General features: G+C 54.9%; 18 protein-coding genes. 9 read left to right on the top strand and 9 right to left on the bottom strand.

What is annotated here, in order from left to right:
- Nucleotides 1–181: 181 nt before the first annotated feature.
- The 4 genes from FGI04_RS06800 to yebS all read right to left on the bottom strand — a co-directional run bounded on the left by FGI04_RS06800 (nt 182) and on the right by yebS (nt 5,948).
- Nucleotides 182–373 carry a YdfD/YebW family protein gene (locus FGI04_RS06800; protein ID WP_012769560.1) on the bottom strand — a complete coding sequence of 64 codons (192 nt, stop codon included), beginning with the start codon at nt 371–373 and terminating at the stop codon, nt 182–184.
- A gap of 109 nt (nt 374–482) precedes the next feature.
- The gene (rsmF, locus tag FGI04_RS06805; RefSeq protein WP_407336476.1) at nt 483–1,931 is read right to left on the bottom strand and encodes a 16S rRNA (cytosine(1407)-C(5))-methyltransferase RsmF; all 1,449 of its coding nucleotides are present in this window, start codon (nt 1,929–1,931) and stop codon (nt 483–485) included.
- A 108-nt stretch (nt 1,932–2,039) separates the two neighbouring features.
- Nucleotides 2,040–4,670, bottom strand: coding sequence for a PqiB family protein (locus FGI04_RS06810; protein WP_342701029.1), 2,631 nt, complete (start codon nt 4,668–4,670; stop codon nt 2,040–2,042).
- Nucleotides 4,671–4,685: 15 nt separating this feature from the next.
- Complete coding sequence (yebS, locus tag FGI04_RS06815) at nt 4,686–5,948, bottom strand: membrane integrity lipid transport subunit YebS (protein ID WP_342701028.1); 1,263 nt, start codon at nt 5,946–5,948, stop codon at nt 4,686–4,688.
- Nucleotides 5,949–6,251: 303 nt separating this feature from the next.
- Here yebS and FGI04_RS06820 point away from each other — a divergent pair, with 303 nt between their 5' ends.
- The 3 genes from FGI04_RS06820 to prc all read left to right on the top strand — a co-directional run bounded on the left by FGI04_RS06820 (nt 6,252) and on the right by prc (nt 9,615).
- Nucleotides 6,252–6,758 (top strand): free L-methionine (R)-S-oxide reductase MsrC, encoded by a 507-nt coding sequence (locus FGI04_RS06820; protein WP_342701294.1) that lies wholly within the window; start codon nt 6,252–6,254, stop codon nt 6,756–6,758.
- An 84-nt stretch (nt 6,759–6,842) separates the two neighbouring features.
- Nucleotides 6,843–7,574 carry an RNA chaperone ProQ gene (gene proQ / locus FGI04_RS06825; protein WP_342701027.1) on the top strand — a complete coding sequence of 244 codons (732 nt, stop codon included), beginning with the start codon at nt 6,843–6,845 and terminating at the stop codon, nt 7,572–7,574.
- A 19-nt stretch (nt 7,575–7,593) separates the two neighbouring features.
- Nucleotides 7,594–9,615, top strand: a complete 2,022-nt coding sequence (gene prc / locus FGI04_RS06830) for a carboxy terminal-processing peptidase (RefSeq protein ID WP_342701026.1) — start codon at nt 7,594–7,596, stop codon at nt 9,613–9,615.
- 146 nt (nt 9,616–9,761) lie between these two features.
- Here the strand turns inward: prc and FGI04_RS06835 are convergent, their stop codons facing one another.
- The 4 genes from FGI04_RS06835 to narX form a co-directional block, all read right to left on the bottom strand.
- Complete coding sequence (locus FGI04_RS06835) at nt 9,762–10,817, bottom strand: DUF481 domain-containing protein (RefSeq protein ID WP_407336478.1); 1,056 nt, start codon at nt 10,815–10,817, stop codon at nt 9,762–9,764.
- A 229-nt stretch (nt 10,818–11,046) separates the two neighbouring features.
- Nucleotides 11,047–12,327 (bottom strand): acyltransferase family protein, encoded by a 1,281-nt coding sequence (locus FGI04_RS06840; protein WP_407336479.1) that lies wholly within the window; start codon nt 12,325–12,327, stop codon nt 11,047–11,049.
- A gap of 273 nt (nt 12,328–12,600) precedes the next feature.
- Nucleotides 12,601–13,248 (bottom strand): two-component system response regulator NarL, encoded by a 648-nt coding sequence (narL, locus tag FGI04_RS06845; RefSeq protein WP_012884498.1) that lies wholly within the window; start codon nt 13,246–13,248, stop codon nt 12,601–12,603.
- Nucleotides 13,241–15,049 (bottom strand): nitrate/nitrite two-component system sensor histidine kinase NarX, encoded by a 1,809-nt coding sequence (gene narX, locus FGI04_RS06850; RefSeq protein ID WP_407336480.1) that lies wholly within the window; start codon nt 15,047–15,049, stop codon nt 13,241–13,243. Before narX ends, narL begins: the two co-directional genes overlap by 8 nt.
- A 419-nt stretch (nt 15,050–15,468) precedes the next feature.
- On the opposite strand from narX, the gene FGI04_RS06855 reads away from it, so the two are divergent.
- Nucleotides 15,469–16,860 carry a NarK family nitrate/nitrite MFS transporter gene (locus FGI04_RS06855; protein WP_168365804.1) on the top strand — a complete coding sequence of 464 codons (1,392 nt, stop codon included), beginning with the start codon at nt 15,469–15,471 and terminating at the stop codon, nt 16,858–16,860.
- Between the two features lie 108 nt (nt 16,861–16,968).
- Here the strand turns inward: FGI04_RS06855 and blaCAR are convergent, their stop codons facing one another.
- Nucleotides 16,969–17,976 carry a CAR family subclass B3 metallo-beta-lactamase gene (gene blaCAR, locus FGI04_RS06860; RefSeq protein WP_407336481.1) on the bottom strand — a complete coding sequence of 336 codons (1,008 nt, stop codon included), beginning with the start codon at nt 17,974–17,976 and terminating at the stop codon, nt 16,969–16,971.
- Nucleotides 17,977–18,092: 116 nt separating this feature from the next.
- Here blaCAR and FGI04_RS06865 point away from each other — a divergent pair, with 116 nt between their 5' ends.
- The 5 genes from FGI04_RS06865 to narI all read left to right on the top strand — a co-directional run bounded on the left by FGI04_RS06865 (nt 18,093) and on the right by narI (nt 26,039).
- Nucleotides 18,093–18,983 (top strand): LysR family transcriptional regulator, encoded by an 891-nt coding sequence (locus FGI04_RS06865; protein WP_407339920.1) that lies wholly within the window; start codon nt 18,093–18,095, stop codon nt 18,981–18,983.
- A 333-nt stretch (nt 18,984–19,316) separates the two neighbouring features.
- Nucleotides 19,317–23,087 carry a nitrate reductase subunit alpha gene (locus tag FGI04_RS06870; RefSeq protein WP_407339918.1) on the top strand — a complete coding sequence of 1,257 codons (3,771 nt, stop codon included), beginning with the start codon at nt 19,317–19,319 and terminating at the stop codon, nt 23,085–23,087.
- Complete coding sequence (gene narH / locus FGI04_RS06875) at nt 23,087–24,646, top strand: nitrate reductase subunit beta (RefSeq protein WP_168365800.1); 1,560 nt, start codon at nt 23,087–23,089, stop codon at nt 24,644–24,646. The genes FGI04_RS06870 and narH overlap by 1 nt, the downstream gene beginning before the upstream one ends.
- Nucleotides 24,643–25,362 (top strand): nitrate reductase molybdenum cofactor assembly chaperone, encoded by a 720-nt coding sequence (gene narJ, locus FGI04_RS06880; RefSeq protein ID WP_038904134.1) that lies wholly within the window; start codon nt 24,643–24,645, stop codon nt 25,360–25,362. Before narH ends, narJ begins: the two co-directional genes overlap by 4 nt.
- Complete coding sequence (gene narI, locus FGI04_RS06885; protein ID WP_407336482.1) at nt 25,362–26,039, top strand: respiratory nitrate reductase subunit gamma; 678 nt, start codon at nt 25,362–25,364, stop codon at nt 26,037–26,039. The genes narJ and narI overlap by 1 nt, the downstream gene beginning before the upstream one ends.
- Nucleotides 26,040–26,157 lie beyond the last annotated feature (118 nt).

A 26,157-nucleotide genomic window follows, 5' to 3' on the forward strand; every position in this document is an offset into this window, starting at 1 on the left:
TTACATCAGTTTGGGCAATGTCGTTACCGTTACGGCATTGCCCTTTTTTATGCGTTCTGCGTTATGGCGTTGTCATTTATTGGGGACGTATTGACTTGTGTGTAGAGCGAGTCAATAACGGTTATGGCGTGCGCTGCCGGAGCTGCCGTGCGTAGCTGCAAAACACAGGACGCGTGGGGGATTAACGGTCACGGTATTCGTGGGCCGGTTTCCAGTACCCGCTGCGAAAATCGTCAATCGGAAAGCAGCCGCCATTACGGATTTGTTGCTCCTCCATGGCGCTCAGACACTGTGGCTCATTGATATAGGTTCCCGCGACCAGACTCTCGCAGTTACCCCCCAGGTAACAGACAAAGATCACCAGTGCGAACATAGATTCCTCAACAGGTTACTACGCCTTGGTTGTGAGTGTAGATGAAAAACGTCGATCGGGAACGCCACAAACGGCGACCCGGTCAAAGATTAAGCGATGGAATGAAAGATTAATCGATAGCAAGCACAAGATTGGCACCATCGCGTACCAGATCGCGAGGCAGAGTGTTTTTCAGCCGTTGACCAACACGCTTGGTGAGCCCCAACGGAGTCTGCTGCCAGGTCAATAACATGTCGTCATGGTCGATGAAGACGGGAGGATAAATGTCTTTTCCCCGGAACCAGTCCACGGCCTGCTCGGCAGTAAGCGCGAAGGCGTTCGGGCTGTGAGGGTCGCCCAGCGCCACAATGGCTTCATGCTGCCAGCGATACCCTTTGGCAAAACGTTCTGCCAGTTTGATGCCGATACGGGAGAAGCGCATTTTACCCAGCATCGGTTGCAGTGCGGTTGGAAACAACCAGATCTCATCGTCTCGCTGCCACAGCTGTAACTGCTGCTCTGACCATCGCAACCCCAAACGTCGGGCGTTTTGGCAAATCAGTTGTGCATCTTTGTTGCTGAGCGGCGTAAATGGCAGCTTGCCCGGTTTGTAATCCGGCGGTGCCAGCGGCGGTACGCTCGCAGTTTTACGCAAGCGCGCCACAAAAAAACCCTCGCTGTCATAAATCTGTGGGAAGACGTGCAGGAACCCCTCGTCCGTCAGAGCGCGATGTGCTTGCGGGAACAGATCTTTTAGCGACTCGATTTCACACGCACCGGGGAATTGTTGCATTAACCAATGGCACGCCTGTTGGTTTTCCTGATGATTCAGGGTACAGGTGGAGTAAATCAGCACGCCGCCCGGTTTCAATGCATGGAAGGCACTGAGTATCAGGTCGCGTTGAGTGGCGGCGATATCAGCGATGCTTTCCAGCGACCAGTGACTCATGGCGGCAGGATCTTTCCTGACGACGCCTTCGCCAGAGCAAGGGGCATCCAGCAGGATAGCGTCAAAGGTTTCAGGCAAGGCGTTGCCGAAGACCCGGCCGTCAAAGTGTGTCAGCGTGGTATTGCTCACGCCACAACGATGCAGGTTGGCGTGCAAAACCTTCACCCGGCTGGCGGAGTATTCGTTGGCGACAATCAATCCCTGATTGTTGAGATGGGCGGCAATCTGCGTGGTTTTAGAGCCGGGGGCGGCGGCCATATCCAACACCCGCTCTGGGGTATCATGCCCCATGAACAGCGCACTGACCGGTAGCATCGAACTGGCTTCCTGGATGTAAAACAGGCCGCTCAGGTGTTCGAGCACATTACCCAGCCGCATGGCTTCTTCATCCGCGTTGAGCAGCCAAAAACCGTCGTGACACCAGGGCACCGCTTCCATTTCCCAACCGTAGGGGGCGACCAGTGTAAGAAAATCAGGCACGCTGATTTTCAATGTGTTGACGCGGATACTACGGCGTAATGGCCGCTGGCAGGCATCGACGAAGTCATCCATGCTCAGATGCGCAGGCATGATGGCTTGCATGGCGGTCAGAAAATCGGGGGTGAGGGAGGCAGGAATAGGTTTAGCCACAGCAGCGTTTCCGTTACAACAACAATCAAAGTGTGAATCTTACCATATCCCAGTGATGGGAAGGGATGGCGGCTCACTGCTTCTGATGCGGTGAGCCGCCGTCTGTGCTTATCGTTCCGGCAGGGCGGTTCCCCAGTCGCGCCAGCCACTGGGCTCTTCGCTATGCAATAGGAAGTGTTTACCGGCCTGTGCTGTCGGTGCCAGCGGTGTGGTGGGTGGTGTGGCAAAGGCGATGCCGCCGCGAATGAATTGCTGGAACGTACCGCTCTTGATAACACCGCCGGTCAGGCCAAATTGCAGGTTATAGCCGGAAGCGAGCCAGAATACCGAGTTATCGCGTACCAGATGGGCATGGCGTTTACTGATACGCAGCGCGACAGAGACCCGATCGGACAAGGTGCCGAGTGACAGGCCGGTCACCGTGCCGACCTCAATACCGCGGAACAGTACCGGGGTACCAATCTGTAGCGATCCGGCTTCCGCGGTATCAACGCTGATATTGAGTCCGTCCTGATAGCGTGAGTCGGAAATCGTGGCTTTTTGCAGTTCAAAACTGCGGGTAACGGCACCATTGCCTGGCTCGACGTTGATATAGGGCTGGATCAGCGTTTCCAGGTGGTTGACCCCAGCCGCGGAAATTTCGGGTGTCACCACCGAAAAACGGGTACCCGCACGGGCAAAATGGCGAACGTATTCCGGGTACAACACCGCCTGCACTCGCACTTCGTCGCGCTGATCCGCCAGTTTGAGTGACTCCAGTTGGCCGATGTCGATGCCAAGATAGCGGATTGGCATACCGGCGGAGAGCTTGCTGGCATCGTAGGTGCGTAATGTGATTCGGCTGCCAATGGCTCTGGCGGCGGTTTCATTGCTGTACAACGGGCGCTTGCCGCCTTGCACATCGGCAGCGCCGTCGACATTGTCAAAACTAATCGCCCCTTTCAGCGCCCGGCTGAGCGGAGAAGCCTGAACCGTCAGTCCTGCGCCGTTCAGTTGCACGCGCGCGCCGCCCTCGGCCCAGAATACGCTGTTATCGGTGAGCAGTTTGCGGTATTCCGGTCGAATATAAACATCGATTTCGAAGGTTTCGGCTTTGGGGCGAATACGGGTAATTTCACCGACCTGAAATTTGCGATACAGCACGACGGAGCCGTCCTGAATATCCGGCAGGCTGTCGGCCAATAATGTCAGTGTGGTGGGGGGCGTTGTCCCCTGAATACCGGCACCGGCTTTTTCCCGATCGCTGTAGAGCGGGTAACGTGATTGTGGCTCGCCGGCCGAGCCCGGTAACACGGTGACACCGCCGTTAAGCCACTCTTGCGCGCTGGCGCCCAGCATCTGTACGCCATCCAGCCCAAGTTTGACATTGACCCGGCTACTGGCGACAAATTGACTGTCTTTATGCAGCAGGTGACGGTATTGGCGGTCGATAACGGCGGTAAAACTCACACCGTTATCGGTCAGCGTGCGTTGAACAATGCGACCAATTTGCACACCATGCAACATGATCGGCTGGCCGCTGTCGATACCGTAACTCTGGTCGGCCGTTAATTCGACGTTGAGGGCACCGGGCTGCTGCAGCTGCTGTTGTGTGGCGTCAGCCACGGTAAAGTGTTGCTTCGGTTCGCCCTCGCCGGGGATGAGCGTCAGTGTTGTCCCCCCTAACAGGCTGGGCAGGTTGAGATCACTGAGCGATAAACGCGGTGCGGCCAGTTCAATGCGGGTGTTGTCTCGCATCAGCGGCACCACGGACGGGTCGACAATTAACTCACCGGTGACGCGCTGGTTAGCTTCCAGGGTAAGCCGTTGCAGTGTCCCCACTTCCAATCCCTGATACAGCAGGGGAGTGTGCCCGGCTTGTAGTTTATCGCCAGAAGGCAAGTCCAGCGTTATCGACACGCCACGCTGGCTGTGTGCCAGGTCCGGATACAAATCATAAATTTGGTCCGCAGAGGCGGGTTCGCTCTGTTCGGGCGAGTCAAAAGCGATAGCACCGTTAACCAGTGCCGATAGATTTTGCATTTCAACGGTCGCCCCGCTGAAACTGACATCTGCTTTTAGCCCGGAAACGTTCCAAAAGCGGCTGTTCTTTTTCACTAACCCGGTGAAACGGCGGTCGATCAATACGTCAATCGTCACACCACGGTGATCGGCATTAACGCTGTAGTCGTAGACTTTCCCAACCGGAATCTTACGGAAATAAACCAGCGAACCGGCATTGAGCGACCCCAGGTCGTCAGCATGCAGGTGTACCAGCAATTCGCCACTGTTAGCGCGATATTTCGGCTGATTATCTTGTGCAGTGAAGTGTGTCGCCGGGTCACCACGGCCGGGTAACATGCCAATATAGTTACCGCCGACCAGTGCATCCAGCCCCGATACTCCGGCCAGTGAGGCTTTGGGCGTCACCAGCCAGAACTGGGTACCGCTGCGTAGCGCATCCTTCATGTCGTTACGGATGCTGGCGACGACCTGAATCGTGCGCAAATCATCGCTGAGTTTTATGTTGCGCACAGTACCGACTTCCACCCCTTGATAGCGCACCGGTGTGCGGCCGGGAACGATGCCGTCCGCCGAGACGAAATCAATCGTTACCGTCGCACCACGCTCCTGCTGGTTGGTGTAAAGCAACCAGCCAGCAATCAGCAAGGCGACAACGGGCAGCAGCCAGAAAGGCGACAAGCGACGTCGGGATTTGATGCGGGCTTCAGCGGCGGGCATCGGCGTTGAGTTCGACATTGTTATCCTATTAATTTAGTCGTTATCCCATATCAGTCGACTATCCAGCCACTCGACAGACAATATGGTCAAGATAACGGCAGCGCCAAAATAAAGCGCTGCAGGTCCCATGGTAAAAGCAAGCAATTGGTCGCGGTTAACCAGCGACATGGTCAGGGCGATGACGAACAGGTCGAGCATCGACCAACGCCCAATCCAGGTCATCAGGCGCAGCAGACGCATACGGAGCATGCGGCCGGTTTTCATCCGAAAATGGATGCTGACCAGCAGAAATGTGGTGATGATAACCTTACTGAACGGCACCAGAATACTGGCGATAAAAACCACCAGCGCCACCGGGACATTCCCGGCCGCCAGCGACATAATGCCGGAAAAAATCGTGTCCTCGCGGCGAACACCGTTGACATAAATGATTGAGATCGGCATCAAATTAGCAGGCAACAGCAAGATAACGGCGGAAATCAACGCCGACCAGGATTTTTGCAGGCTATAAGGACGGCGCGGCGTGAGCGGCACATGGCAACGACGGCAACGGCCTTGATGGTCAGGCTGTGCAGTAAAATGGCAGGACAGGCAGACCAGAGCTTCTGTTGAGGCTGAGTTGGCACGCTGCTGATCACGTTGTGGGTCTCTCTGTGGGTAGTAGCGCTGCCAGAGCTGCTCGGCATTAAGGTGAATCAGCGTCAACAGGCTTAGCGCCATCAGCACCAGAAACGCCAGCAACCCATTGCCGGGCAGAACCTCGGAAAACTCACGCACTTTAATCGACGCGACCGCCAGACCGACCAGATACACATCCAGCATGACCCATTCTTTCAGGCGTTCGAACAGCAACAAGGCCGGACGCAGGTTCATACCGACGCGTGGAGCGAAAAACAGATACAACAGTGCGAAAACCAGGGTGAGTGGTGCACCGATAGTACAAAATGCCACGATACTGGCGGTAACCGGGTGGCCCTGGCGTGTCATTTGCCAGATACCTTCCAGCAAGCTGGCATTGATGGAAACACCCAGCAGGCGAATATTGAGCAGCGGCTCGGTATAGGCAAACGGCATCAGTACCAGCATGGCGATGGCCATCGACACCAGACGGGAGATAGACCAATCGCGGCCGCTGGCAAGATGTGCCGCACAGCGCGGGCAGTGACCGTGTTGATGGCGTTTGAGCCGGGGCAACATGAAGGGCTGGTCGCATTGCGGGCAACGCTGAAAGCGGCGCGGCGCGGCAGGCGGCGAATCGGCCGACTCGACAGGCGCAGCGGCGTTATAAATTTTCATATTTCCTGCGGGCAGGTTAACAGGACAGGTATTATCATAGTGTAACTGAATGATGGATGACACAAAATCACTGCTACTCTTGTCAGGTCACATGATGGTGTCATCAGACGGTATCCTGCGGGCAATTATCGGTGTCGGGCGTGGTATAACGTGCGATGACGGTGGCTTTATGGCACGCCCCGTGCGGTGAAAGTTGGGCTGGCAAGAGAAATCCTGTAGCATCCCGACGCGAGAGTTTATGTAATGTACTGCGGACATCAGCCGTCAGGCGGTCCGTAAAGACAATTTCTGCCTATGCAAATGATGAAAAAAGAACAATTCTACAATGAACTGGAACGTGACTTAACCGCACTGATTGCCGGTGAAGATCGCTTCCTCACGATATTATCAAACAGCAGTGCGTTACTGTTTGAACGATTGGATGGTGTGAATTGGGCCGGCTTTTATTTGCTGGAAGGCGACACGCTGTTTCTGGGGCCGTTTCAAGGGCGTCCGGCTTGTGTGCGTATTCCAGCAGGAAAAGGGGTCTGTGGTCGAGCTATTGCGGAAAACCATGTTCAACGGGTCGGCGATGTCCATGCGTTCCCCGGTCATATCGCCTGCGATGCCTCCAGCAATGCTGAAATCGTGTTGCCACTGATGGTGGATGGTCAATTGATTGGCGTGCTGGATATTGACAGCACAGTCCATGAGCGCTTTGACGCCGAAGACGAAGCCGGTTTACTGGCTATCGCTGCGGTGTTATGCCGCCAATTGTCACAGAGCGATCTGCTATCTTTCATCAATTCTCTTATGTTGCGACAAGGATAACGTAGCAATTGCCGATGGCGTCATTATAATGACGCCTGTTCATGCCTGCGCTGGTTGGCAAACCCGTTGTAATCAGGAAATTTCATGGAAAATCAACCTAAGTTGAACAGTAGTAAAGAAGTGATCGCCTATCTGGCAGAGCGTTTTCCGCTTTGTTTCACGCTTGAAGGCGAAGCGCGTCCGTTAAAGATTGGTATTTTTCAGGATCTGGTCGAACGCGTGTCCGAATCTGAACACGTTAGCAAGACGCAGTTGCGCTCTGCGCTTCGTCTTTATACGTCAAGCTGGCGTTATCTGTATGGCGTTAAACTCGGCGCTCAACGCGTTGACCTTGACGGCAACCCGTGCGGCGAGCTTGAGCAGCAGCATGTGGAGCATGCCCGCAAGCAACTGGAAGAGGCTAAGGCTCGAGTCCAGGCTCAGCGTGCCGAGCAACAGGCGAAGAAACGCGAGTCCGGTGAAGCCGAACCTTCCCGTACGCGTCCGTCTGCCGGCAAAAATGCTCCGCGTCGTGAACGTGATGCCGCTGGTGCCGCGCCGCGCAAGCCGCGTCCATCTTCTCCTCGCGCCACACAGACCGCTTCTCCGTCATCCGATAAATCCCAACCTCGTCAGCCTAAAGCAGCCCGTGCGGTAACACCGGAACGGCAAGCGGTGACGGATATTTCCAGCTTGCAAATCGGCCAGGAAATCAAGGTCAGGGCTGGCAAAAACGCCATGGATGCCACTGTGCTGGAGATCGCTAAAGACGGGGTCAGGGTACAACTGGCTTCTGGTCTGGCGATGATCGTACGCGCAGAACATTTGCAGTTCTGATACGGAGGCCAACCAGGGCATGAACAAATTTGTTAAAGCAGTTGCATTAACCTGGCTTTTGCTGTCCGGGAGCAGTTTTGCCAGCGAGAACATCACCCGCGCAGACCAAATTCCTCAACTACAGCCAGAAGCGCAGCATTCTACCGTCAGTGAGCGCGTGGCATCGCGCTTTCTGCGTTCCCACTATCGCCAGTTCATGCTGGATGCACAATTTTCCGGCAAGATCTTCGACCGTTATCTCAACATGCTGGATTACAGCCATAACGTGTTGTTGGCTTCAGACGTGGCGCAGTTTGCCGGTCAGAAAGGTGAGTTAGGGGAAAATCTGAAGAATGGCAAGCTAAGCCTGCCATACGCCATGTATAACCTGGCTCAGAAGCGCCGTTTTGAGCGTTATCAGTATGCGCTGACGCTGCTGGAAAAGCCGATTAACCTCAACGGCAACGATTTTATTGACCTTGATCGCGCTAAAGCGCCCTGGCCGCAAAGCGTAGACGAACTCAACGCACTGTGGGATGCCAAGGTCAAATATGACTGGCTGAGCCTGAAACTGACCGGCAAAACCGATGCGGAAATCAAGGAAACCTTGACCAAACGCTATCAGTTTGCGATTCGCCGTCTGGTCCAGAGCAATAGCGAAGATGTGTTCCAGCTCATTATGAATGCCTTCGCGCGGGAAATCGATCCGCACACCAGTTATCTGTCTCCCCGCAATACCGAACAGTTCAACACTGAAATGAGCTTGTCGCTCGAAGGTATTGGTGCGGTGCTGCAGATGGATGAAGATTACACCGTCATCAATTCGATGGTGCCGGGTGGCCCGGCGGCGAAAAGTAAACGCATTAGCGTTGGCGATCGTATCGTAGGTGTAGGACAAGCGGGTAAGCCGATGGTGGATGTGATTGGCTGGCGGCTTGATGACGTCGTCGCGCTGATCAAAGGGCCGAAAGGTAGCAAGGTGCGTTTGGAAGTGTTGCCAGCAGGTAAGGGCAACAAAACGCAAACCATCACGCTGACCCGTGAGCGCATTCGCCTGGAAGACCGTGCGGTGAAAATGTCCATCAAAGATGTCGGCAAAGACAAAGTTGGTGTGCTGGATATCCCCGGTTTCTACGTCGGATTGACGGATGATGTGAAAGTACAGTTGCAAAAACTGGAAAAAGAGCACGTCAGTAGCATCGTTATCGACCTGCGTGGCAACGGCGGTGGTGCGTTAACCGAAGCGGTCGGCCTGTCGGGGCTATTCATTCCCACCGGGCCAGTGGTGCAGGTGCGCGACAATAACGGCAAGGTCCGTGAAGATAGCGACACGGATGACACTATCTATTACAAAGGCCCGCTGGTGGTGCTGGTTGATCGGTTTAGCGCCTCGGCGTCAGAGATTTTTGCTGCCGCGATGCAGGATTACGGCCGTGCACTGATTGTGGGTGAACCCACCTTCGGTAAGGGTACGGTGCAGCAATACCGTTCTCTTAATCGTATTTACGACCAGATGTTACGCCCTGAGTGGCCAGCGCTGGGTTCAGTGCAGTACACCATTCAGAAGTTCTATCGCATTAACGGCGGTAGTACCCAGCGTAAAGGGGTAACGCCTGATATCGTGATGCCGACCGGCAACGAGGCGGTGGATACCGGCGAGAAGTTTGAAGATAACGCGTTGCCGTGGGATAGCATCAAACCGGCCAGTTATACCGTGATGGGCGACATGAAACCGTTGTTGCCGTGGCTGATTGAACAGCACAATGCGCGTATCGCCAAGGATCCGGAATTCCAGTATATCCAGCAGGATGTGGCGCGTTATCAGGAGATGAAAGAGAAGCGTAATCACGTGTCGTTGAACCTGGTGCAGCGCCAGAAAGAAAACAACGAAGACGAGGCAACGCGTCTGCAACGCATCAATGATCGACTGAAACGTCAGGGTAAACCGCCGTTGAAATCGCTGGATGACTTGCCGAAGGATTATCAGGATCCGGATGCATATCTGAATGAAACCGTCCAGATTGCGGAAGACCTGTCTAAACAGGAATCGAAGTCACAGTAAGGCTGTGGTGCTACGGTGAGCAAAAACAAAAAGCCCGGTTTAAACAAACCGGGCTTTTTTTATCGCCGCATTTCACGGCATTCAACAATTCCGCGGTGCTTAACAGAGGGTTCCTGCGATATTTGCAGGAACCAGAACGCGGTAAATTACCAGCCGACGCCCAGACCCAGCGAGTACAGGGTGTCATTGACATTACCCTGTACGCTTTCGGTACGGTTGCGGGAGACTTTCATACTGACGGATGACCAGTCGGTAACTTTGAAGCGCAGACCTGCACCCGCTTTGAAATAAAGCGGGGTGGTGCTGTCAAACGAACGGCCCACTTCGCCATCGCTGAACAGCTCGGTACGCTTGCTAAACAGGAAGCGATCGTAGCTCCACTTCAGGCCACCGGAGTAGAAATTGTCTTCGCTGTTGTTCTGATAAATAAACGTCTGGGAGTTAACCAGCGTTGTAACCGAGAACGCACCCAGATCGTTATCCCAGAACTGGTAACCCGGACCGGTACCCACAGAGCGGTTGACCTTGATGTTTTCTATCCAGTCGCGTTTGTATTCATAGCGACCCTGCCAGAACCAGTGCTCGTCGATGAATTTATCCAGCGCGTATTCACCGTCGGCGTTTTTGGTGCTTTCCACATTGTCTTCTTTGGTCATGTGGTAGCTGGCATCCAGGTTGTGACGCCATGTGCCGTGGCGCAGGCGCGTGCTCAGCGTTGCATCACGGTTGTCGGTTTCAGTGGAGCTTTTCTTGTGGGCCAGGCTGACATCGATATTGCCTTTCCAGGAGAAATCCTCCACCCAACGGTGTGGAACGACCATTGAGTTGATATCGGACAACGGCAGCGTTTCCTGCCCGGCGCTGACTTGTTGCCCGTCTACGCTGGCGGGTTGCGCCACGATAGCACGTGAACTGTCAGAGGCTTTGATAGACGGGTAAAGCACGCCTTTTTCGTAACGCTGCCCCTGAATCACCATGCCGTGGTCGGTCTGGAAGGTTTTAACTTTGTCCCAGGTTACCGACAGGGTGTCGGCATAATCGGTTTTGATGAATAACTTGCCGCTATCCAGCAGCGTAATCTGGCCGCTGATCTTGTCACCGTTGGTTAGCCAGACGGTGTCCGCATGGCTGGTGGAAATGCCTGCAGCGCTGAGCGCAATGAATAGACCCAGCGGCGAAAGTGCATGTTTGGAATATGTCATGATGTCAGATAAAACAGTGAATGACTAAAAGTGAAAGACGCCGTTCGAACGGCTTGCCGATGTATCGATATACCGGTTACTTCCCGGCGAGGCAACATTAACAGGAATCGTGCCGCGCCTCTAGGTATAAGTGACCCATAATTAGAATGGAAATTGTTATAAACCGTGTGATTAATGATTTACGGCTATAACGGTGATGGCGATCACATCACCGTTATAGCCGCTGTCATCAGGCTGCGCTGCGGGAAGGTTGGAAGCGGCGAGTGAGGAAGCGTTCGGTCAGCGACTGTTTCATGCGGGTCACGACCTGTTCCTGGAATATCACGCACAAGGTAACGGTTGTGAGCAGGAATACGCCGTAGCCGGTCATGGAGACGTCCACGCGTCCTGCCGCATCGATACAGGCCTGCCAGTCGGTAAAACATTGCAACGGATTGCCGCGTAATAACTGTTCTAAGGTACGGAACAGATTAAACAGCGGCACGTGCAAGGCGAAAATCGACAGTGATGCGCCACCCAGGCGGGTTGCCCAGGTTTTCAGCGTATCGCTGCCTGGTTCGCGGGCATGAGCACACAAGCAGACCAAGGCAACCTGTGCCGGTAACAGCAGGCCGTTGTGCAACAGGAAATACCAGTAGTGCTCGCCATGCGTAAACAACCAGGTCGCTATGATGAAGCTCAGACCGATAAATACGCCCAGCGCTTTACGTTGGGTAGCACCTTGCATCCATGTCAACGCCGGTATCTTACCGTCCCGATATTGGCGGAAAATGGCGTAACCTACTATCCCGGCTAAAAATTCCGGCAGTCGGAGTAGCGGATTGCGTTGCAGCAAACCGGTATACGGCACGCCATATAATTGATGCCAGATAACCCATACCGGCGGCAGCAGATATAACAAGAACAGGGCCGCCAGCCACAGCCGCGGGTAACGGCTACCCAACAACCGTGGAGCCAGTAACGGGAACAGTAAATAGAAAAAGAACAGCGTCGAGACCGACCACAACGGCGCGTTGAAGGTCAAAAAATAGGGGTTCCAAGCCTGTAACATCAGCAGTTGCAGCAGTCCATTAACAGCCAACTGCACGTTATCCATGTAGTGGCGTAAGGTTTCCGGGGCGACACCGGGGTCGTTACTGTCGTAAATGACGAAACGGGCGCTGGCGACGTGCCCCTCGGGGGGGATGGCCAGCCAGTGCATCAGGCTGACCACCACAATCGAGGACACCAGACCGATAATATGGATTGGGTAGAGGTTAAACAGCCGCTTAGCCAAAAAATGCCGGGCGGGTTCACGCAACTGGCCTTCACGCAGATAAACGTGCGTCAGCAGAAAGCCAGACAACACAAAGAATGTGCTGGTGGCGAAGAATCCCATGCTGGTCAGTTCGTTGAGAAAAGGGATCTTGTCACGCTGCGGATAGATATGTACGGTGTGGTAAACCATCACATAGCATCCAAGCAAAAATCGGAGCCATTCAAGTCCAATAAATCGTTCTCTGACTTTCATTCTCTTTTTCCTCCGGTTAAGCCTGGCTAAAGCGCAATGAAACGCCGAACGAGGTGAGTCTAGGAAATGAATATGGGGAAATATCTAGGAAAATGGCGATAAAGTACTAAAAATTATGAACGGCGGTTACTCTATCAGCCGTATTGCAAACAAACGTATAGAAATGTAGGTAGGTGTATTTTACTGTAATTTTTAACATCTAAACGTAAAAGACAACATCATCGAGCGATGATGGCGGATAACAGAATGACTGGCGGCACGGGCCGCCGTCGGTTAGAAAATCTTCTCTTGTACTACCCAGACTGCCGCTTCTACGCGTGAGCGCAGCTTCATTTTTTTCAACAGGTGTTTGACGTGTACTTTTACCGTACTTTCGGTAATCGTCAACTTGCGGGCGATCACTTTGTTGGGCAACCCTTGGGCTATCAGCTTCAGAATGTCTTTTTCTCGCGGGGTCAATTGCTGGATATCACGGGTATCCGTGCTGCGTGTCTCGCGCAGGCTGGCTGCCAGAACCGGCGTCAGGGTATCACTGAGTACCATTTTCCCCGCCGCTGCCTGATGAAGCGCGACCAGCAGGTCCTCCGGTTCCATATCTTTTAGCAGATAGCCATCGGCTCCACTTTTAAAGGCGCTGATCACGTCTTCTTCATGGTTCGACACGGTAAATACCACGATGCGCCCGGATAACGAGGTTTCCCGCAGGCGGGCCAGCGTTTCCAGCCCGTTCATGCCCGGCATATTCAAATCCAGCAAGATCAGGTCCGGGTCGAGCTGTTCTGCCAGCGTCACACCCTGTTCCCCCTCACTGGCCTCACCGACCACACACAGGTCTGGCGCCATACTGAGTAGCTGTTTGACGCCATTGCGTAGCATCGGATGGTCATCAATAAGCAGTACGGTAGAGGCGTCATTAGTCATGGTTTTCTCCTGATAATACGGGGGGCTGGCGAGAGTCGGCCTGAAAACGGACATACACTTCCGTGCCGCCGGAAACAAGACGTTGAACAGTACAGTCGCCGTGAAGGCTTCGGGCGCGGTCGCGCATGATGATAAGACCATAGTGGTTGGTACGACGGTTGTCATCACTGATGCCGATGCCGTTATCGCGCACACGCAGCTCGATATACCCTTGCTGTTGACTCAGGGTAATGCTGGTTGCTGTCGCCTGTGCATGTTTATAGGTGTTGCTCAGTGCCTCACGCACGATCTGCAACAGGTGGATCCCTTGGTGGGCAGAGACGGCCTGCGGTGGCAGTTGGTAGTTCAGCACGATGTCATAGCCGAGCCGTTGATTGAACTCCTCCACGGTGGATCGTAATGCTGCCAGCAGGCCGGATTCTGACAGCTTCAAACGGAAAGTGGTCAGTAATTCACGTAGCTGCCGGTAAGCGGTATTGATTTCATCGCGCATGGCGTCCAACTGCTGTTGTATTTCTGGTGTCAGCGCGGTGTGCTGCATTTGCAGGCAACTAACCTGAATCTTCAGACAAGAGAGCGACTGGGCAATCGAGTCGTGTAACTCCCGGGCGATGGTGGCGCGTTCTTCCATCAGCATCAGTTGTTGTTGATGGCTGGATTGCCGTTCCAGCGCCAGTGTGCTGGTTAGCTGCTCCAGTAACGTATTGAGCAACTGGTGTTGGTCGGGGGTCAGATGTTGGTGAACCGGCAGTCGTGCCAGCACCACACCGTAGTGACCGAGCTTGTCATGCAGATTCCAGCTTACGGGTTTGCCTTCATACGTCATCCGGGTTGAAAAGTGTGCACAACGCTGACAGGCGCTGTCCGGGCAGGTGTCAGGGTTGGGAATGACAGTCAGGCTGGAAGGAGTGACATGCGCCTGATGGTTATCTTCATACAACTGTAACTGAATGCCGGTCAGCGGCATCAACGCGCTGAGTTCATCCAGCACGGGCAGCAAGCGGCTACACAGCGGCGCATTGGTATGCAAGCGGCGACTGGAACGATAAAGAAACGCCAGGGTGTCGTTTTTTTGTTGTAAATCAGCGGTTTTTTCGATTACACGTTGTTCCAGGTCGCGGTACATCGTCGACAGTTCATCCGACATGTTGTTTAGCGCTTGTGCCAGCGTGCTCATTTCATCCTGGCCGTGCGGGGTCACCCGCTGGTGAAATTCACCCTGACCGATGGCTTGAGCCATCGACAGCAACTTGCGCCAGGGGGTCAGCAGCCGGTGACGCAGATAGAAAAAGGTGAGCACCAACAGCGACAGCATGATGACGATAAACATGCGCTGTACCAGCGTCACCAGCCGCAGGTGCGCTTCTGTCTTCTGGTCGATAGCCAGTACCAGCGCGTCCAGATGGTGGACAAAATCCGCGACAGCGTCGGCGGCATCCGCCGGACGTTCTGCCTGACGTAGACTTGGTTTCAATTGATCGGCCCAGTAACGTTGCAGCGTGGTGAGTTGCTCGCTTAGCCCCTCGCGTATGACCGCCTGACGCAGATCGTTGTCGTTTTCATCCCGCTCCAGCTCTTGCAGATAATGGTCGCTGCCCGCGCTAAGCGGCACCATCGACAATAACCGGTAACTTTGCATGCGCAGAGAACCGGCTTTATTGATGGCGTGTGCGTTGCCCTGAATGCTTTGTGACATCCAGCTTGATATCGCCATACCAGCAATACCCAGCAGGCCAAGCAGTAGCATGGACAACGCCACCTGATTGACCAGTGAGAGTGGAAGCCGAAAGCGTCTTAACATGAGGGAAACCGCCTGTGACGAAAGTGGAAACACATGTGTATGCTAAAGAATAGACTGCGGGTCAGACAGGTTACCTTGATTCTGACCGACGCCGGTTAGCTATCGTGGATTCAGTGTCGAAATCCATTCATGCCACACCACGGCATTTTTTCTTATTTCCAGAAGTAACCCTATACCCACAAAGGGTTACTCCACAATTTCCATTGGTAGGTAGTGGTGAGTACCGTGACGGAGTTAATGGTCATAACATGATGAAACGACACCATTAACTGGTCATAGCGACTTACCTATTTGGGAGTGGGTGTTAAATCAGCGCATTTTTTTACCCAACAAGCTGTTGATGTATATCAAGTTTGCTTCGGTCATACCCTCTAATGTGGCGCGTAGTGATAGGGGTATTTTTCTGACCGAGGCTTGTTATGACGCAGTCAACCATTACGCCAGGTGCTTCACGGCAGACTGTTATCCGGGAATGGCGCCCGGAGGATGTACAGTTCTGGCAAAAACAGGGGCGTGGTATCGCGCAACGTAACCTGTGGATTTCCATTCCTTGTCTGTTGTTGGCTTTCTGTGTCTGGATGTTGTTCAGCACAGTGGCCGTCAATTTGAACAAAGTCGGTTTCCATTTCAGTACCGATGAACTGTTTATGCTGACGGCATTACCATCGGTATCCGGGGCATTATTGCGGGTACCGTATTCATTTATTATTCCGCTGGCAGGCGGACGCCGCTGGACCACCTTCAGTACGCTGATTCTGGTGATTCCGTGTGTGTGGCTGGGGTTTGCCGTGCAGGATCCACAGACACCGTACAACGTATTTATCATTATTTCGCTGCTGTGTGGATTCGCTGGCGCTAACTTTGCTTCCAGCATGGCGAATATCAGCTTCTTTTTCCCGAAAGCACAGCAGGGTGGTGCGCTGGGGTTAAATGGCGGGTTTGGCAATCTGGGCGTTAGCGTGATGCAGTTACTGGTGCCGGTGGTGATCTTTCTGCCAGTACTGAGTTTCACGGGTAAAGGTATCGTTCAGCCGGATGGCAGCCAGGTCTGGCTGCAGAATGCGCCCTGGGTATGGGTACCGTTGTTGCTTATCGCTTCGGCGGCGGCCTGGTTCGGTATGAATGATCTCTCCACCGCCAGAGCCTCACTGCGCCAGCAGTTGCCGGTACTGAAACGCGCACATCTGTGGATCTTAAGCGTACTGTATCTGTCGGCGTTCGGCTCGTTTATCGGTTTTTCCGCCGGTTTCGCTATGCTGTCGAAAACCCAGTTCCCGGATGTGGTAATCCTGCATTACGCCTTTTTCGGGCCGTTGCTTGGTGCGCTGGCGCGTCCGGTGGGGGGCATGCTGTCGGACCGCTTCGGTGGTGTGCGGGTGACACTGATTAATTTTGTGTTGATGGCTATCCTGTCACTGCTGCTGTTCACCGCATTGCCGGGTCAGAATCAGCCGGGTTCCTTCCTGATGTTCTTCGGCATTTTCATGCTGCTGTTTTTGACAGCCGGGCTGGGAAGTGGCTCCACCTTCCAGATGATCGCGGTTATCTTCCGTGGTATGACGATGGAAAGGGTAACAGCCGCAGGTGGTGATACTGAGGAAGCGCAGCGTAGCGCGGTGACCGATACCGCCGCAGCGTTAGGGTTTATCTCCGCTATCGGTGCTATCGGCGGCTTTTTCATTCCGAAAGCGTTTGGTACATCGCTGGCGCTGACCGGTTCACCTGCCGGAGCCATGAAGGTGTTTGTGGTGTTCTACGTTGCCTGTGTGTTGATCACCTGGCTGTGTTACGGACGTAAAGCCCGCGCGTAGTCCAGCGGGTGATGATACCGAGCCGGTGAGATGTCCCGGCTCGGTGTATTCAACATGACGCCTTCCCGCTTTTCTGCCTGGCTGCTATCAGGCATATGTCAGTTCGATTTACTGCTTGTTTCCTCGTTCTTTTTTCTGCTCGTCCGCCAGTCGCTGTTCCGCTTCTTGATAGGCGCTGTCCATTTGTTTAATTAACGCCGCCTGATTCACCAGCGGGTGGGGGTCTCCTGGTTTGCGTGTTTTCAGGCGTTCTTTCGCTTCCGTTAAACCGGTATTGAACGGGTGGGCCGTGAGGTGGACCATGATTGGATGCTGCGGGTCGGTAATCAGGCGTTTTATCCGCTCAATGCTGGCAAGGTAGGCTTCGACCTGCCGGGCGTTTTCTATCGCATTCAGCCCCATTCCCCCGATGGTGATGGCTCGATAGGTCTTGTCGCCATCGTTGACGTCAAAGGCGTAAGAGGTCGTTCCCCAGGTATGTCCGGGGGTGGCATAAGCGTAAAACGTCGTATCACCGACCGTGAAGGTTTGCCCGTCATGCGCCACGATATCGGCGTGGTCAAGCATTTTCCAGGGATGGGGGGTGTGTTGCGATTGTTTGGCACCCTCTAGTGCTTCGTCCCAGCCTGGCTGTGTCATAACAAATCGAGCCTGACTGAGGGCTTTGATCTTATAGGCTCCACCGACATGGTCGAAGTGTCCGTGTGTCATCAATACCAATTTGATATCCGCCGGATCAACGCCAACCTGACGGATGTTAGCCAGTAATTGATCGACATAGGGTTCATGCAAGGTATCGATCAACACCGGGCCTGCACTGGTTTTGACCAGCCAGGCGGACACCCAGCACACACCGACGAAATAGACATTATCGAACGCTTTATACGGTGTAATCGCCTGGGCCTGTGGATCGTTTAACCAACGGTTTAGGTCTGGTGGCATACGCCCGGTGCGGCCGAACTCGACAAAACGCGCGTTAATGGCGTCGGATGGGCAACCCGCCAGTGATGATGCGGCCGGGACAGCGGAAGACGGCGACGTTTGTGCCAGCGTGGCGGTGACCGGTGTGGTCAGCAACCCGAAGGTAAAATACAACGCGAGGTATTTCTTAAGCATAATCAGTCTCATAGGGTTATTTTGGATTATTGATGATTATTATTGCTTCCTGAAGTGAACGAATAAACCCTAGAATCAGCCATAGTTTGTTGCATATATCGCTCAATAGGGGCGCTATGGATCGTCTTATTGCGATGCAGGTATTTGTAGCGGTGGCAGACCTGGGAAGTCTGACCGCAGCGGCGAATAAACTGGATATATCGCGCTCAATGGCCACACGTTACATTGCCGCACTGGAACACGGGTTAGGGGTGCGGTTGCTGCATCGCTCAACCCGCAGTCTGGGGTTGACCAGCGTCGGTAACGACATGCTGGTGCGCTGCCGTCAGATTTTAGCGTTATCTGAGGACATGGCGGCACTTTCCAGCAGTGGTAATACGGAACCGCACGGCGTGATCCGGGTCGCAAGCAGTGTGTCGTTCGGGCAGTCTTATCTGGCGCAAGCGCTGGGGCGCTATCGCGCTCGTTACCCTCGTACTACAACAGAACTGATACTGACAGATCGTGCCATCAAGCTAGCGGAAGAGCGTATCGATCTGGCGGTAGACGTGACGAACTCACCGGATCCTAACCTGATAGCCAAACCACTGGGGCGCTGTGCATCGGTGGTCTGCGCGTCACCGGATTATCTGGCGCACCATGCTCCGCCGGCCACGCCGAACGATCTGGTGCGGCATAATTGTCTTAACCATATCCGTCTTGGGCGGGAATGGCGCTTTACACACCGGGAGAGCGGGGCGCAGCACCGTGTCATGGTGTCGGGACGCGTGGTGGCCAATGACACGCTGGTGCTGCTGACAGCGGCTCGGGCGGGCGAGGGGATCGCCTGTTTGCCGGAATTTGTCGTGCGTACCGGGCTGAATGCCGGAGAGCTGGTGCCGCTGCTGGGGGATTACCAGACACAGACACTGGGTATTTACGCGTGTTACATGTCGCGGCGTCATATGCCTGCTACACTGCGCACGCTATTGGATTTTCTGGTGCAGGATTTATCAGCATCAGACTGATGCTGGATGAACCAAAGGCAAACAGGAGGTAAAACGCCCGGCTACGTGGCCGATGGCATTCTACTACCTCCAAAGAGTCTCCATGAGCAAATGTCACCTGACCTTATCATTTCAATCCTCAATATTTCCTTTTTTATCAGTTAATTATCTGGATTTTTTCTGCTACCACCAAGGTGGTATTTTCCCGAACCCCACCATAAACCGGCTCCTGAGGGCTTGATCGCTGTCAATTCTGATACTTATTCAGTTGGCTACCCTGCACCGTAGTGAGCAATACCCACGTGTACTTCTATAACGACAGGAACCGTCAGGTTCCGCAGCAGGAGAGTCCGGATGAGCAAATTTCTTGACCGGTTACGCTATTTCAAACAGGTGGCCGAACCGTTTTCCGGTGATCACGGCCAGACACTGAATACCAACCGTGACTGGGAGGATGGCTACCGTAGCCGCTGGCAACATGACAAAGTGGTGCGTTCGACGCATGGCGTCAACTGTACCGGTTCATGTAGCTGGAAGATTTACGTCAAAAACGGGCTGGTCACCTGGGAGACGCAACAAACCGATTACCCCCGCACCCGGCCTGATCTGCCGAACCATGAACCGCGCGGCTGCCCACGCGGTGCCAGTTACTCCTGGTATCTCTATAGCGCTAACCGCCTGAAATACCCGATGATGCGTAAGCGCCTGATGAAGCTGTGGCGTGAAGCGCGTCGTCACCATGCTGACCCGGTAGATGCCTGGGCGTCGATTGTTGGCGATGCGAATAAAACGAAAGAATACAAGCAAGTCCGTGGTCGTGGTGGTTTTGTCCGTGCCGACTGGCAGGAAGTGAATGAGCTGATTGCTGCCGCTAACGTGTATACCGCCAAAACCTTTGGCCCGGACCGGGTGATTGGTTTCTCGCCGATCCCGGCGATGTCGATGGTGTCTTACGCCGCCGGTGCCCGTTACCTGTCGCTGATGGGCGGGGTATGCCTGAGTTTCTACGACTGGTATTGCGACCTGCCGCCCGCCTCACCGCAAACCTGGGGCGAGCAAACCGACGTGCCGGAATCGGCCGACTGGTATAACTCGTCGTACATTATTGCCTGGGGTTCCAACGTACCGCAGACCCGTACCCCCGATGCGCATTTCTTTGCTGAAGTCCGTTACAAAGGCACCAAAACAGTAGCCATTACCCCGGATTATGCCGAAATCGCCAAACTGTGTGATCAGTGGCTGAACCCGAAACAAGGTACTGACAGCGCGCTGGCGCTGGCAATGGGCCACGTGATCCTCAACGAGTTCCATCTCAAGCAACCGCGTCAATACTTCACCGACTACGTGCGCCGTTATACCGACATGCCGATGCTGGTGTTGCTGGAACCGCGTGCTGATGGCAGCTACGCCGCCGGGCGTTTATTGCGTGCCGCCGACCTGGTGGGGAATCTGGGCCAGCAAAACAACCCGGAATGGAAAACCATCGCCATTGATGAAACCACGGGCGAGTTGGTGGCACCGCAGGGTTCTATCGGCTATCGCTGGGGTGAACAAGGCAAATGGAATCTGGAACAGCGCGAAGGGGGCTCCCAACGTGATGTTAACCTGCAACTGAGCTTGCTGGGCCACCATGATGAGGTGGTGTCCGTCGGCTTCCCGTATTTTGGCGGTGCAACCAGTGAACACTTTGCCAGCGTCGCGCTCGATGAAGTGCTGCTGCATCAACTGCCGGTGAAACGCCTGACGCTGGCTGATGGTCAGGAAGGGCTGGTGACCAGCGTCTTTGATCTGACGTTGGCTAACTACGGTGTGGATCGTGGCTTGAATGACGCACAGTGCGCCAGTGATTACGATCAGGTCAAGGCCTATACCCCGGCGTGGGCCGAGCAGATTACCGGCGTATCACGGCAGAACATCATCCGCATCGCACGTGAATTTGCCGACAACGCCGACAAAACCCACGGACGGTCGATGATCATCGTCGGTGCCGGTATGAACCACTGGTATCACCTCGACATGAACTACCGCGGGATCATCAACATGCTGATCTTCTGCGGTTGTGTCGGGCAGAGTGGCGGCGGCTGGGCACACTATGTCGGCCAGGAGAAACTACGTCCGCAAACCGGCTGGTTACCGCTGGCGTTCGGTCTGGACTGGCAGCGTCCGCCACGTCACATGAACAGCACCTCGTTCTTCTATAACCATTCCAGCCAGTGGCGTTATGAAACCGTCGCACCGCAGGAATTGTTGTCGCCGCTGGCAGACTCATCACGCTTTAGTGGCAGTTTGATTGATTTTAACGTGCGCGCTGAGCGCATGGGCTGGTTGCCTTCCGCACCACAACTGGGAGCTAATCCGCTGCGTATCGCCGAACAGGCTGCTGCCGCCGGTATGTCACCGCAGGATTTCACCGTAGCGGAACTGAAAGCCGGTCGTCTGCGTTTTGCCGCTGAGCAGCCGGACAGCCCGCAAAACTTCCCGCGTAACCTATTTATCTGGCGTTCCAACTTGCTGGGTTCTTCCGGTAAGGGCCATGAGTACATGCTGAAGTATCTGCTGGGTACCGAGCACGGTATTCAGGGACAGGACCTGGGCGAGCAGGGTGCGGTCACGCCGGAAGAAGTGGAATGGCGCGCACAAGGCGGTGAAGGCAAGCTGGATCTGGTCGTGACGCTGGATTTCCGTATGTCCAGTACCTGCCTCTATTCCGACATCGTGTTGCCGACCGCCACCTGGTATGAAAAAGACGACATGAACACCTCGGATATGCATCCGTTCATTCATCCGTTGTCGGCGGCAGTCGACCCAGCCTGGGAGTCGAAAACCGACTGGGAAATCTATAAAGGGCTGGCGAAAACCTTCTCTCGCGTGTGTCAGGGTCACCTTGGGGTAGAAACCGATGTGGTCACGCTGCCGATTCAGCACGACTCCGCCGCCGAACTGGCGCAGCCGCTGGGTGTGAAAGACTGGAAAAAAGGCGAATGTGACCTGATTCCGGGTAAAACCGCACCGCACATTATGACCGTGGAACGCGATTACCCGAACCTGTATGCCCGCTTTACCTCACTCGGCCCGCTGCTGGATAAACTCGGCAACGGTGGTAAAGGTATTAGCTGGAATACTCAACATGAAGTGGACTTCCTCAAGCGCCTGAACCGGGTGCAGGAAGAGGGCGCAGCGGCGGGTCGTCCGAGAATCAACAGTGCCATTGATGCGGCTGAAGTGATTCTGTCGCTGGCACCGGAAACCAACGGTCAGGTGGCGGTGAAAGCCTGGGATGCGCTGGGCAAGGTGACCGGGCGTGATCACACCCATCTGGCGCACCCGAAAGAGGATGAGAAAATTCGCTTCCGGGATATTCAGGCGCAGCCACGCAAGATCATCTCCAGCCCGACCTGGTCTGGCCTTGAAGACGAGCATGTGTCTTACAACGCCTGTTACACCAACGTGCATGAGCTGATTCCGTGGCGCACGATTTCCGGTCGCCAGCAACTGTATCAGGATCATGAGTGGATGCGTGCCTTCGGTGAAAGCCTGTTGGTTTACCGTCCACCGGTAGATACCCGTGCTGCTCAGCCGTTGTTGAACAAGAAACCGAACGGTAACCCGGAGAAGGCGCTCAACTTCCTGACGCCGCATCAGAAATGGGGGATTCACTCTACCTATAGTGAAAACCTGTTGATGCTGACACTCAGCCGTGGTGGTCCGATCGTCTGGCTGAGCGAGGATGATGCCCGCGAGCTGAACATCGTCGATAACGACTGGATAGAAGTATTTAACGCCAACGGTGCGCTGACGGCCCGTGCGGTGGTAAGCCAGCGTGTTCCGGCAGGGATGACCATGATGTACCACGCGCAGGAGCGACTGGTGCACCTGCCGGGTTCTGAAATCACCGGCCAGCGCGGCGGTATCCATAACTCCGTGACGCGTGTTTGCCCGAAACCAACCCATATGATTGGCGGCTATGCCCAACTGGCGTACGGCTTTAACTACTACGGCACCGTCGGTTCTAACCGCGATGAATTCGTGGTGGTGCGTAAGATGAACCGTATCGACTGGCTGGATGAGGACAGCCATGACGACCCGTCTTCCCATGTGCAACCTCATCTGCAGGAGAAAGCCTGATGAAAATTCGTTCACAAGTCGGCATGGTGCTGAATCTGGATAAATGCATTGGCTGCCACACCTGTTCGGTGACCTGTAAAAACGTCTGGACCAGCCGCGAAGGGGTGGAATACGCCTGGTTCAACAACGTGGAAACCAAACCCGGCACCGGTTACCCGCATGCCTGGGAAGATCAGGAAAAATGGAAGGGCGGCTGGATCCGTAAGATCAATGGTCGACTGGAACCGCGCATGGGTAACCGTGTGGGGGTGTTGTCGAAGATTTTCGCCAACCCGGATGTTCCAGCGCTGGATGACTACTACGAGCCGTTTGACTACGACTACGCACACCTGCAACGTGCCGGCGAAAGTCGGCATCAGCCAGTGGCACGTCCGCGTTCGCTGATAACCGGCCAGCGCATGGAGAAGATCGAAAACGGTCCGAACTGGGAAGATGATCTGGGTGGTGAGTTCAGCAAACGCTCGCAGGACAAGAACTTCGACGACATGCAGAAAGACATGTACGGACAGTTCGAAAACACTTTCATGATGTACTTGCCGCGACTGTGCGAACACTGCCTGAATCCAGCGTGCGTCGCTACCTGTCCGAGTGGGGCGATTTACAAGCGCGCGGAAGACGGCATTGTGCTGATCGATCAGGATAAATGCCGTGGCTGGCGCATGTGCCTGACCGGCTGCCCGTACAAGAAAATCTATTTCAACTGGAAGAGCGGCAAATCAGAAAAATGTATTTTCTGTTATCCGCGTATCGAATCCGGCATGCCGACGCTGTGCTCGGAAACCTGCGTGGGTCGTATCCGCTATCTGGGTGTCCTGCTCTACGATGCCGACCGTATCGAACAGGCGGCCTCCACGGAGAATGAAACCGATCTGTACGGCCGTCAGTTAGACATTTTCCTCGACCCGAACGACCCCGAGGTGATTGCTCAGGCACAACGTGACGGCATTCCGCTCAGCGTGATTGAAGCCGCACAACAATCGCCGGTGTACAAACTGGCGGTGGAGTGGCAACTGGCGCTGCCGCTGCACCCGGAATACCGCACACTGCCGATGGTGTGGTACGTGCCGCCGTTGTCACCGATTCAGGCGGCAGCCGATGCGGGTAACCTGGCGCACAGCGGTGTCTTGCCTGACGTCGAAAGCCTGCGTATCCCGGTGCAGTATCTGGCGAACCTGCTGACAGCGGGCGATACCCGTCCGGTGCTGCGTGCATTGCGTCGCATGCTGGCGATGCGTCACTTCAAGCGTGCGCAAACCGTCGAGCAGGTCACCGATACCAGCGCGCTGGAGCAGGTGGGGCTGACGCCATCGCAGGCCGAAGAGATGTACCGCTATCTGGCGATCGCCAACTATGAAGATCGCTTTGTGGTGCCGTCCAGTCACCGTGAGCTGGCGCGTGAAGCCTTCCCGGAAGCGCATGGTTGTGGTTTTAGTTTCGGCGACGGCTGCCACGGTAGCGATTCCTCGTTCAACCTGTTTAACAGCCGCCGCATTGACGCTATCGACGTCACCAGCAAAACCCAGAACATGAGCCGGCGGATGCAGGAGAACAAGTCATGATCAGCCTTCGTGTTATCGCCCGGCTGCTGGAGTACCCGGATGCGGAGCTGTGGCAACAGCGCCAGGACATGCTGGAGGCGCTGGAGCAGGCTGACGAGCTGCCGCTGCGCCAAAGCGCGCAGTTGTTGCAGTTCATCGGCGACTTTTATCAGGGCGACCTGCTGGACCGGCAGGCGCGCTACAGCGAGCTGTTTGATCGCGGTCGTGCGCTGTCATTGCTGCTGTTTGAACACGTCCATGGCGAGTCGCGTGAGCGTGGTCAGGCGATGGTGGACTTGCTGGCGCAATACCGTGAGGTCGGCCTGGAGCTGGACTGCCGTGAACTGCCGGATTTCCTGCCGCTGTATCTGGAGTATTTGACGTTGCGTGAACCGCAGGCCGCGCGTGATGGATTGCGTGATATTGCGCCGATCCTGACGCTGCTGGCGGAGCGCTTACGCCAGCGCGACAGTGACTATGCCCTGTTGCTGGAGTTGTTACTGACGCTGGCGGCGTGCGAGCCGTCAAGCGACGCGGTGGCGGAGAAAGTAGCGCAAGAAGCACGCGACGACACGCCGCAGGCGCTGGATGCCGTATGGGAGGAGGAGCAGGTCCGCTTTTTGGCCGACGCGGGCTGCGCCCCGGCGCAACAGACTCGTCATCAGCGTCGGTTCGCCGACGCGGTGGCACCGCACTACCTGAACCTTGACGCTTCACCGGTCAAAGGAGATTGCTGATGCATTACCTCAATCTGTTTTTATTCGATATCTATCCTTACATCGCCGGTGCGGTTTTCCTGGTCGGCAGCTGGCTGCGTTATGACTATGGTCAGTACAGTTGGCGTGCTGGCTCCAGTCAGATGCTGGATAAAAAAGGCATGCGGCTGGCGTCTAACCTGTTCCACATCGGCATTCTTGGCGTACTGGGCGGCCATTTTGTGGGCATGATGACGCCACACTGGATGTACGAATCTTTCCTGCCGTTGGACGTAAAACAGAAAATGGCGATGTTCGGTGGCGGTGCTTGCGGTCTGTTGACGCTGGTTGGCGGTATCTTGTTGTTAAGACGTCGGCTGACTAACCCGCGTGTCCGCGCCACCTCCACCACCGGTGACATTCTGATCCTGACATTGCTGGTGATTCAGGCGGCGTTGGGGTTGTTGACCATCCCGTTCTCTGCCCAGCATATGGATGGCAGCGAAATGATGAAGCTGGTTAACTGGGCGCAGGCCGTCGTCACTTTCCGTGGTGGTGCATCTGCCTATCTGGATGATGTGGCCTTCATTTTCCGGGTACACCTGGTATTGGGGATGACGTTGTTCCTGCTATTCCCATTCTGCCGTCTGGTGCATATCTGGAGCGCGCCGATTGAGTATCTGACCCGCCGTTATCAGTTGGTCAGAAACCGCCACTAATTCAGCCGTTTCTCTGCAAAACAACGCCGCTTGACGACGGCGGCGTTGTCTCTGTGCGACCCATCAGTCTAAAAATTACCTATCAAGCTGATTCAAAATAATTTTTATCACCTCTCAT

It is taken from the genome of Dickeya ananatis, from assembly GCF_019464615.1.
GTDB lineage: Bacteria > Pseudomonadota > Gammaproteobacteria > Enterobacterales > Enterobacteriaceae > Dickeya > Dickeya oryzae.